Source organism: Bacillus sp. JJ1773 (genome assembly GCF_036962035.1).
In the GTDB taxonomy this organism is placed as follows: Bacteria; Bacillota; Bacilli; order Bacillales; family Cytobacillaceae; genus Cytobacillus.
Window position 1 is genome coordinate 1 of sequence record NZ_JBALNX010000083.1, and the last position, 9,734, is coordinate 9,734.

10 protein-coding genes and 2 other annotated features are annotated in these 9,734 nt (G+C 38.4%); of the genes, 9 read left to right on the forward strand and 1 reads right to left on the reverse strand.

The window, feature by feature from the left end; translation table 11 throughout:
- Positions 1 to 160: 160 nt before the first annotated feature.
- The 3 genes from V7127_RS21095 (at position 161) to V7127_RS25960 (ending at position 2,390) form a co-directional block, all read left to right on the forward strand.
- Positions 161 to 1,168, forward strand: coding sequence for a polysaccharide deacetylase family protein (locus tag V7127_RS21095; RefSeq protein ID WP_335489317.1), 1,008 nt, complete (start codon positions 161 to 163; stop codon positions 1,166 to 1,168).
- Between the two features lie 126 nt (positions 1,169 to 1,294).
- Positions 1,295 to 2,092 carry a DUF2935 domain-containing protein gene (locus V7127_RS21100; RefSeq protein ID WP_335489320.1) on the forward strand — a complete coding sequence of 266 codons (798 nt, stop codon included), beginning with the start codon at positions 1,295 to 1,297 and terminating at the stop codon, positions 2,090 to 2,092.
- A 241-nt stretch (positions 2,093 to 2,333) separates the two neighbouring features.
- On the forward strand, positions 2,334 to 2,390 hold the full coding sequence (locus tag V7127_RS25960) for a hypothetical protein (protein ID WP_438824048.1): 57 nt from the start codon (positions 2,334 to 2,336) through the stop codon (positions 2,388 to 2,390).
- Positions 2,391 to 2,568: 178 nt separating this feature from the next.
- Here the strand turns inward: V7127_RS25960 and V7127_RS21105 are convergent, their stop codons facing one another.
- Positions 2,569 to 3,828, reverse strand: coding sequence for an MFS transporter (locus tag V7127_RS21105; RefSeq protein WP_335489323.1), 1,260 nt, complete (start codon positions 3,826 to 3,828; stop codon positions 2,569 to 2,571).
- 166 nt (positions 3,829 to 3,994) lie between these two features.
- Here V7127_RS21105 and V7127_RS21110 point away from each other — a divergent pair, with 166 nt between their 5' ends.
- From V7127_RS21110 to V7127_RS21135, 6 genes are all read left to right on the forward strand, one after another.
- On the forward strand, positions 3,995 to 4,627 hold the full coding sequence (locus V7127_RS21110) for an MOSC domain-containing protein (protein ID WP_335346263.1): 633 nt from the start codon (positions 3,995 to 3,997) through the stop codon (positions 4,625 to 4,627).
- A 62-nt stretch (positions 4,628 to 4,689) separates the two neighbouring features.
- Positions 4,690 to 4,943, forward strand: a binding site (T-box leader).
- Between the two features lie 61 nt (positions 4,944 to 5,004).
- Positions 5,005 to 5,247: a binding site (T-box leader), on the forward strand.
- A gap of 64 nt (positions 5,248 to 5,311) precedes the next feature.
- On the forward strand, positions 5,312 to 6,706 hold the full coding sequence (trpE, locus tag V7127_RS21115; protein ID WP_335489326.1) for an anthranilate synthase component I: 1,395 nt from the start codon (positions 5,312 to 5,314) through the stop codon (positions 6,704 to 6,706).
- Complete coding sequence (locus V7127_RS21120; protein WP_335489329.1) at positions 6,690 to 7,301, forward strand: anthranilate synthase component II; 612 nt, start codon at positions 6,690 to 6,692, stop codon at positions 7,299 to 7,301. The genes trpE and V7127_RS21120 overlap by 17 nt, the downstream gene beginning before the upstream one ends.
- Positions 7,273 to 8,298, forward strand: a complete 1,026-nt coding sequence (trpD, locus tag V7127_RS21125; protein WP_335489332.1) for an anthranilate phosphoribosyltransferase — start codon at positions 7,273 to 7,275, stop codon at positions 8,296 to 8,298. The genes V7127_RS21120 and trpD overlap by 29 nt, the downstream gene beginning before the upstream one ends.
- A 1-nt stretch (position 8,299) precedes the next feature.
- A complete protein-coding gene (gene trpC, locus V7127_RS21130) occupies positions 8,300 to 9,091 on the forward strand; it encodes an indole-3-glycerol phosphate synthase TrpC (protein WP_335489335.1) in 792 nt (263 codons plus the stop codon).
- Entirely contained in the window at positions 9,091 to 9,714 is a 624-nt protein-coding gene (locus tag V7127_RS21135; RefSeq protein ID WP_335489338.1) for a phosphoribosylanthranilate isomerase, read from the forward strand. The genes trpC and V7127_RS21135 overlap by 1 nt, the downstream gene beginning before the upstream one ends.
- Positions 9,715 to 9,734 lie beyond the last annotated feature (20 nt).

A 9,734-nucleotide genomic window follows, 5' to 3' on the forward strand; every position in this document is an offset into this window, starting at 1 on the left:
GAGATTGGTTAATCTTTAAGTAAGAAGATTTGTAGCGAAAATTTAATAGTTTTGTAAAGAAAAAGTGAAAATTGACAACTTTTCTTAATGTAAAATCGTTTTTACTATGTAAGACCTATTACTTTTTAGCAGAAAGAATAGAGATGGAAAGGTGAACATCATGAGAAGTAAAAGGAAAAGAAAAACAACCTATTCGAAAGGGAAGTTATTAATTTCATTGATTGTTTGTTTAACATTAGTTTTTACAACGGTTAAGACAAACAATCATAGTGAAGCATTGGCTGTTTCTAGTTTATCACAGCCGATTAATATTATGTATTCCTTACTTACAAAGAGGCATTTTGATCATACAGAGGAGATGAATGGTTACGTTAATAATAAAATTCAAGCTTTTTACATATTAAAGAAAAAAATGGATCAAGAACATAATGAACAAACATTAAATGAGCAAGAACTGAAAAATAAACCGGAAAAGCATGCCCCTGTAGAGAATGATATTAATAGTATAGAAACTAGTCTTAAAGATAGCGTTTCTTCAAAACAAGAAAACTCCCAAATAAAGCTACAAAATGAACAAAAAGTCATATATTTAACATTTGATGACGGACCTTCCGCCTATACATTAGACATACTGCAAACATTGAATACATTTGACATGAAGGCTACTTTTTTTATGCTTGAGCCTAATATGAGAATGTATCCAGAGGAATTACATGCTATTATCAATAACGGTCATATCCCCGCCTTACATGGAGTTTCACATAATGTCGCCAAAATTTATCGGTCGGAAAAGACAGTAGTTGACGAAATGACAAAAGCGCAAGCCACCTTAATGCAAATGACAGGTACAGGCACATCCTTAATTAGAACTCCTTATGGTTCCGCGCCATATATGAAACCTTCCTATTTGAAAGCCGTGGAAGCAGCCGGGTTTAATCTATGGGATTGGACAGTAGATAGTGAGGATTGGAAATACCGCAATGGTGAATATGTTGAAAGAGTTATTCAACAAATCGAAAATTTTAAACATAAGGATAGACCAATGGTCATTTTACTCCATGATAGAAGAACAACAGCAGAGCATTTGCCATCTCTGCTAACCTATTTACAAACAAACGGGTATAAAGCCGAAATATTGAATGAGCAACTTTCTGCCTTTCACTTTTAAAAAAGCTGGACATTCATTCCGGCTTTTTCTTATGTCCAAATAAAGAGTTAGATGATTTACATGTCATAAATGCCCAGTTTCCCCGATAAGCTTTTATGAATGAACTGTTCATAAGGGGGAGATTGTTTGGCTGCTAGCTACGAAAAGGCTGCAAAATTTGAGCATGGATTTTGGCTGCAAGTATTAGGAGATCATGCCCGATTTATCCATGATTCCCTTGCACCGTCAGAAAAAGAATTCATTCATGAAGCCAATTATTTTATTCAGGTTTTTGATCAGCTCCTTGGTAGAGTAGGAGTAGGGAATTTGCAGGATTTAACAGTGGAAGCAGATGAAGAAGCCAAGAAAATTAGACAGTTTAAGCTGACTATTCTTGAGCGCCATCTTGTTGGAAAAGTAAAGATTCATCTCGGGCCAACTTTTATGAATCATATGGTAAACGAAGTAGATGAGTACCTGCTTCTGTTAAAGTATTTGAAAAACGGGGAAGCAGCACCTGTTTTTCATGAGTTGCATCACCATTTGCTATGGCTATTGGATGCTGCAGGGCATGCAGGGGCCATTTCTGATAATATGGAACATCCAGAAAAAAAGATTAAAAAATTGAGTGATGAGTTTACAAAGGATTTTGAAGCCTTTTATTTAAAAGCTGTTGAATTGACGGGATTTCTAAGAACAAATCTTACAGCATTTCCTGCATTGAAAAAATTTAATAAAGATGTGTCATTAGAAATGAAACTGTTCATGAACTTTTTAGATGAAATTGAGGAGCTTAGGTTAAGTAAAGAAGCATTAGGAACATTTTCTGCGCTAATGGCAGACCATATGTTCAGAGAAGAATGCTATTATTTAACAAAGCTTGCAGAATCAACACAGTCAGAAAAACCTGATTGTAATCCTGCTAAGCCTAGATTGAAGGAATAGAGAAGTGAAGCCACCCTTTTGGCGGTTATTTTTTTCGCAGATTAACGCGCATTCACTATTTAAAAGATTCACTTAATTCTAGTAAGAAAGCATCATTTTTGTAAAAGTAGAACATATGTTCTTTTCCTAGGACAGGTTTGTGATATAATAGAGAAGCAATAGGGAGTTTTCTCAAGGGTGGTCGGCTAACCCCATTTGAAAGGGGGTGATGCCTATGACAGTATTCGAAACGATTATGATTATGATTTCATTTTCAAGTCTGATCATCGCTGTCTTGTCTTTTAACCACAAAAAATAGACCTCCCTTGACCTGATAATTGAGGAGAGGTCTAGTCTTTTGACTGGCCGCCGCTCAGGGAACGACGACTATTGCGGATGACCGTGGGTGCTCCAACACCTGCGGTCATTCATTTAAATGATATCTACAACTATAGGATAACATATCCGATTAAGAAAGTCATCCCGAAGTTCTTTACCTAAGCATCCTCCTCGTCTGGCTTTATTGCCATAAATGTGGCAATGATGGCTATGACAGTAAGACCGCTTAAGAAATAAAATAATACCTTTTCAGTATGCTCCATAAATAAAGCCATGACAGGCGGACCTGCAGCAACACCAATAAATCTCATCGAATGATAAATGGATGTGATGGTTCCTCTTTCTTCTTTTTCAATTCCACATGTAATTAAGGCATCCAAACAAGGAAGGGCTACCCCTATTCCGATACCGCCAAATGTAAATAAAATGAGCATGAACCATAATCCGCTTGAGAAGCTTAAAATAGCAACGGATACAGCAGTCAATGCAGATCCTCCGAAGATGATCCATTTCATTAATACTTTATTTTCTTTTATTATTTTTCCGGTTATAAAAGAGGCTATACATAAAGCCCCTAATGGGACTGCAAGTAAAAAGCCTTTTTTAATATTGATGATATTATATGTTTTTTCCAGTACATCCGATAAATAAAACAACACTCCAAATAAAACAAACATCATGATGGCACCAATGACGAAGATGGCATACAACCATTTTCCATTATGTGTAAATGTATTTTTAATGTTTACTAAAAACTGCTTGAATGGCACGGGCTCCTCACGTTCTTTAGGTGTTTTGATTAAAAGCCATACAAGTAATATCGAAAGGGCACAAAACCCTGGGAAAGCAAAGAATGGGAGAAACCAGAAAAAGCTGGCTAGAAAGGCTCCAAGTATTGGACTAAGTACTTTTCCAAATGTATTTGATGTTTCGATCATTCCAAGCGAACTGCTCACTTCATCATCGTTTTTAAACATATCACCAATGAGTGGCATGACAATGGGAGATGCTCCGGCTGCCCCAACCCCTTGTAAAGCACGGCCGCAAAGAATGATCCAATAGGCGTCATTAGCTTTCCAGGCAGCCCATCCAGAGATGAGTCCTCCAATTCCTGCAATTAAGAGGCTAGGGATAATGACCTTTTTCCTTCCGATATAGTCTGATAATCCTCCTGCTATAGGGATTAGGATAATGGCTACAATTGAATACACGGTCAGAATCATACTAGTCTGTAAAGCAGATATATTAAGGTTTTTCTCCATAGCAGGCAATACAGGAATAAGCATGGAATTTCCAAGTGTCATTACAAGTGGGATAGAAGCGAGTGACAGAACAGCCCACTTTTTGTTATGGACATTGCCTCTAGACTTTTTCTTTGCCTTTTGGCCTCCAATTTCTAATTTTTCAACATGCTCCATTGAACATACCATCCCCTTAACCATCATACCTAATATTAATATGGCTTTAAAAAAAGAAAGTAGTAGGGACTTTTTATGGTAAAATTTAATTGGAATTCATTGTCATGTATTAATATGGGTAGAAGGCAGATTGAGGGAAATAATATCAATATTCGAGGTGTATTTAATGGGAAATCAAATTTTTACATTAAATATTGGCAGGCCGAATCTTCATTTGTGGGATGGAGTGACTATTAATTCAGCAATAAGAAAAAAGCAAGTGAGTGAATCTTTTCTGACAAAAGAAGGATTTACAGGAGATTCAGTTGGTAACCGTGAATTTCATGGGGGAACGGATAGGGCTGTTTGCTTATATCCTTTTGAACATTATCAGCAATGGGAAAAGGAATTTCAAAAGCCGTTTCAGATGCCTGCATTTGGGGAAAATATTAGTGTGGCTGATCATCAAGAGAAGGACGTTTATATTGGCGATATTTTTTTACTCGGTGAAGCCATTATTCAGGTTTCACAAGGGAGGGTGCCATGTGCATCCATTTCCAAGCATAACAAAGCTGAGAACTTGCTTAGCAGGGTAGTGAAGACTGGGTATACTGGCTATTTCTTTAGGGTCCTGCAGGAGGGTATAGTGAAGGAGGACTCTTCACTGACATTAGTGGAGAGAAAGCAGGAGAAGTTCTCTGTATTAGCGGGAAATCAACTAATGTTTCATGATCGAAAAAATCGTGCAGCGATTGAAGAGCTGCTCCAGGTAGAGGAGCTTGCAGAAGCTTGGAGAAATAGGTTAAAGAAGGCTCTTTAAAAAAAATGAATTTTTATCCTTGACTTTTTTTATAATTAAGAATAATATAAAAAGCAACATAACGTACGGCGTTGACGAAGAGTAGTAACTTTTACGGGTACTTAAGAGAGCTGATGGGTGGTGCGAATCAGTGTAATCGTATTAGCGAATGGACTTCCGAGCCTCCAAACCGAACCTTTAATAGGAGCAGTAGGCTTTGGCGAAAAGTCTCATCGTTACAAGAGACAGGTATTCAAATGATTATTTCATTTTGATATCTGTTAAGTGAGCTAATTTTAGCTAATGAAGGTGGCACCACGGGTCTCTCGTCCTTTTTTTGGAGGGAGGCCCTTTTTGTATTTCAAATATTTATTGTTATAGCCTTTTAAAAAAGAATAACTAAATCGTTGAGTAAGAGTAGTACAATGTTCAGAAGCATTACAGAGAGCCGGAAAGGGTGAGAGCCGGTATGTGGAGAGCAGTTGGAATGGACTTGCGAGAGGCTTCTTGAAGGATAGTAGGGAAGCACGGAATTCCACCGTTATATGGATAGGGTATCGATTTACATCCGTACCTGAACAAGGGAGCAGAATTCTGTTCTAAATTTGAGGTGGCACCACGGTCAACGATACGTCCTCTATATGCACAAATATTGTGCGTATAGGGGACTTTTTTTATTTTTATAATCGTTAAGGAGAGTGTATCATGCCGAAAGTAAAGGAAATCATTATTAGCGAAATTGAAGGGGATACGTTAACCCCAATTCTTATTTACCAGCGTCTTAAAGGGACAAAAAAATTTCTCTTTGAAAGCTCACTTAAACATGAAAAGGCTGGCAGGTACTCTTTTATTGGAACAGATCCCGTTATTGAATTAATTGGAGAAGAAGATTCCAGTACAATCCTTTCAGCAAAGGGAAGGAAACGGATTCAGAAGCATCCGCTTGAAGTATTGAAAGATATACTGCCGCCGATTGAACAGGATGAGATTGGAAATTTTCCATTTTGTGGAGGGGCTGTAGGCTATGTAGGTTATGATGTCATCCGTCAGTATGAAAATATCGGGAAGGCCCCAAAGGATGAATTACATATTCCCGATGTTCATTTAATGTTTTTCGAGGAAGTGGTCGTGTTTGATCATCTGGAACAGAAAGTGTATTTAATCTCTATACCTTTATTTAGCGAGTTATCTGAATTGCAATCTTTACATGAAAAGAGACTAGATGAAATTAAGCATGGCAAAGTGAACAGTGAACCAAGTGATGTTTCACTTTCAACTTTTAAAGCATCCATAAAGAGAGAAGAATTTATCGAAAAAGTGAAGCGGGCGAAAGAACATATTGTTGAAGGTGATATTTTCCAAGTGGTGCTGTCTCAGCGTTTGCAAGGAACAATTACAGGTGATCCATTTTCTTTCTATCGCAAGCTTAGAGTGCAAAATCCATCCCCTTATATGTATTATTTAGACTTCGAAGGCTACAAAATCGCGGGTACTTCACCGGAAAGCTTAATTAAGGTAAATGGCGGGAAGGTGACAACCAATCCAATAGCGGGAACAAGGCCAAGAGGGAAATCCGAGGTTGAAGATCATTCCTATGAAAAAGATTTATTGGTGGATGAAAAGGAGCTTGCGGAGCACCGAATGCTGCTGGATTTAGGCAGAAATGACCTTGGCCGTGTTTGTGAGCTTGGTTCAATTGAAATTGAAAAATATATGAAGATTGAGAAATATAAACATGTCATGCACCTAGTATCGGAGGTGAGCGGTACTTTAAAAAAGGATTTATCAGCGATCGATGCTTTAATCGCTTGTTTGCCGGCAGGAACGGTTTCTGGTGCTCCAAAAATTAGGGCGATGGAAATTATTAACGAGCTGGAGGAAGTAAAAAGAGGTGTTTATTCAGGAGCAATCGGATATTTCTCAGCGAATGGAAGTATGGACTTTGCACTTGCAATTCGGACGATGTTAATTAAGGATCAAAAAGCATTTATTCAGGCAGGTGCCGGGATTGTTCATGATTCTGTGCCGGAAAAAGAGTTTGAAGAAACGATTCATAAATTAAGAGCTTTTTTGGAGGGCCAAGATGATATTACTTATTGATAATTATGATTCATTTACTTATAACCTATATCAATATTTAGGGGAGCTCGGGGAAGAAGTACATGTCGTAAGGAACGACAGGATTTCAATAGAGGAGATCAAGGAAATGGAACCGGATGCCATTGTGTTATCACCTGGGCCTGGCAGACCGGAAGATGCAGGCATTTGTTCAGCCATTATCCAATCCTTCTATGAGACCAAGCCAATATTGGGAATATGCCTTGGACATCAAGCAATCGGGTATACATTTGGAGCAAATATAACGAAAGCAAACAATATTATGCACGGGAAGATTTCAAAATTAAAACATAATGGATCAGATTTATTTGCATACTTGCCTCAGCCAATTGACATCATGCGGTACCATTCTCTTGTGATTTCCGAGGAGACATTACCTGAGGGATTTCAGATCCTTGCAAAATCGATGGATGACAATGAAATAATGGCGATCAAACATAAGCAATTCCCGTTATTTGGCCTTCAATTTCACCCTGAATCAATTGGAACCGCATTAGGCAAAAGAATTTTGGAAAATTTCTTAAATCATATCGGGAGGGGAAGTAAGCATGAAAAGCATCTTACAGAAAATTTCTAATGGGGATTCATTAACAGAACAAGAAATAACGGAAGCAACCGAGCTTCTATTTACTGAGGATATTACTGATAGTGAAATAGCAGGTTTATTAATCGGCCTAAAAACGAAAGGAGAAACAGTTGAAGAAATTGCCGGCTTAGCTAAAGCGTTAAGGGGAAAATCACTGACGTTTAATACGAGAATTCCGAATGTTATGGATAATTGCGGGACAGGAGGAGATGGGTCTAAAAGCTTTAATATAAGTACAACTTCCGCTTTTGTTCTTGCGGGAGCTGGAATTCCAGTTGCCAAGCATGGAAACAGAAGTGTATCAAGTAAAACGGGAAGTGCTGATGTATTAGAACATCTAGGTGTGGATTTAAATTTGGATGCTGCACGTACAGAGGAAATTTTACTAAAGGTTGGGATTGCCTTTTTATTCGCTCCACATGTACACCCGCAGCTGAAAAGGATTATGAAAGTGAGAAAAGATTTGCGAATTCCGACTGTCTTTAATTTAATTGGACCGCTCACAAATCCTGTTGATTTAGAGACACAGCTCCTCGGGATCTATCGCCGAGATTATCTCGTACTCTTTGCAGAAGTGTTAAAGACATTAGGAAGAAAACGTGCAGTTGTCCTAAATGGGGCAGGGTTTATGGATGAGGCGTCACTTCAGGGAGAGAATCATTTAGTAATTCTGGAAAATGAAAACTTGACTGAAAGAGTCCTTCATCCAGAAGAGGTAGGTTTATCAGTATACACGAATGATGCCATTCGCGGCGGCGATTCCAAAGAGAATGCACGTATCCTCTTGAATGTATTGAATGGAAAGAAGGGAGCTTATCGCGATACAGTTCTCCTTAATGCAGGAATTGGAATCTTCACAGCAGGAAAAGCGCAGACAATTCAAAAAGGGATTGAATATGCAAAGGAGAGCATTGATTCTGGAGCAGCACTAAATAAACTGGAACAGCTCATCCATGAGAGCAAATTTATAAAGGAAAGGGTGATCTGAGGTGACTACGATCTTAAATATCATTTTAGAAGAAAAGGAAAAAGAGATTTTGAGACTAAGGGATGAAAAATTGGACATTCATGACCAGCCGCTTAGAAAAAAGCGCTCCTTTCTTAAAAAGCTTCAACAAAGGGATTCACTTGCAATTATCGCTGAATTTAAAAGAGCATCACCTTCAAAAGGGGATATTAATATCGGTGCTGATCCTCAGGTCCAAGCTCAATCTTATATAGATTTTGGAGCGGATGCCATTTCTGTTCTGACCGATACTCCCTTTTTTAAAGGAGGTTTTGAGGATTTATCGTCAGTTAGGGAAGCTGTTGATGCCCCATTGCTCTGCAAGGATTTTATCATTGATGAAGTTCAGATTCTGAAAGCGAAATCCTCTGGGGCAAATTTGATTCTGTTAATTGCTGCAGCATTGGAGGAGCAACGTCTGACAGAGCTATATAATTTCGCTTTAAACAACGGGCTTGAAGTGCTTATGGAGGTTCATAATGAGGCTGAGCTGCTAAAGGTCCTGCGTACTGGAGCACAAATAATCGGCGTTAATAATCGTGATTTAAAAACCTTCTCAGTTGATTTAGCCATAACGGAAAAGCTTGCTCCAAAAATTAAAGCAGCAGGTGCCTTCCTCATAAGTGAAAGCGGCATTAAAACAGTAGAGGATGTTCAAAGAGTGATAGATGCTGGTGCCGATGGAATCCTTGTTGGGGAGGCATTTATGAAATCTGAAAATCTCGAAGGTTTAATGAAGCGAATGAAACAGCCTATAAAAGAGGTGACGAACTAATGAAGGTGAAAATTTGTGGAATTATGGACGTTGAAACTGCGTTAAAAGCGATCGAATCGGGTGCAGATGCGCTTGGGTTTGTTTTTGCAGATAGCAAGAGGCAAATCAATTCTGATCAAGCAAGGAAAATTATTAAAGTGATTCCTGATGAGATTCTTAAGGTAGGCGTGTTTGTAAATGAAGATCCGGATGTCATTCGAAAGATTGTCAATGAGGCAGGAATCAATGTCATCCAGCTTCATGGGGATGAGTCACCTGAATATTGTTCGCAATTTTCTGTACCGGTCATAAAGGCGTTAAGCATTGAATCTCAAGAGGATTTAAATCAAATTAGTCAGTTTTCGTGTGATTATTACCTTCTTGATAGCCCTAAAGGGAAATACCGCGGGGGGAACGGGGTCACATTTGATTGGAATGTATTAACCGGTGAAAACTTGGACGGGAAAAAGGTCATTCTTGCTGGCGGACTTTCAATTGATAATGTTGAGCAGGCCATTGAGATAACGGCACCGTATATGGTCGATGTCAGCAGTGGGGTAGAAACAGACGGAAAAAAGGATGTAAATAAGATAAAAAAATTTATTGATCATGCTAAAAAAAGATCCATGCATGGAATTGGCTGATAAACGTAAAAATTGGCTGA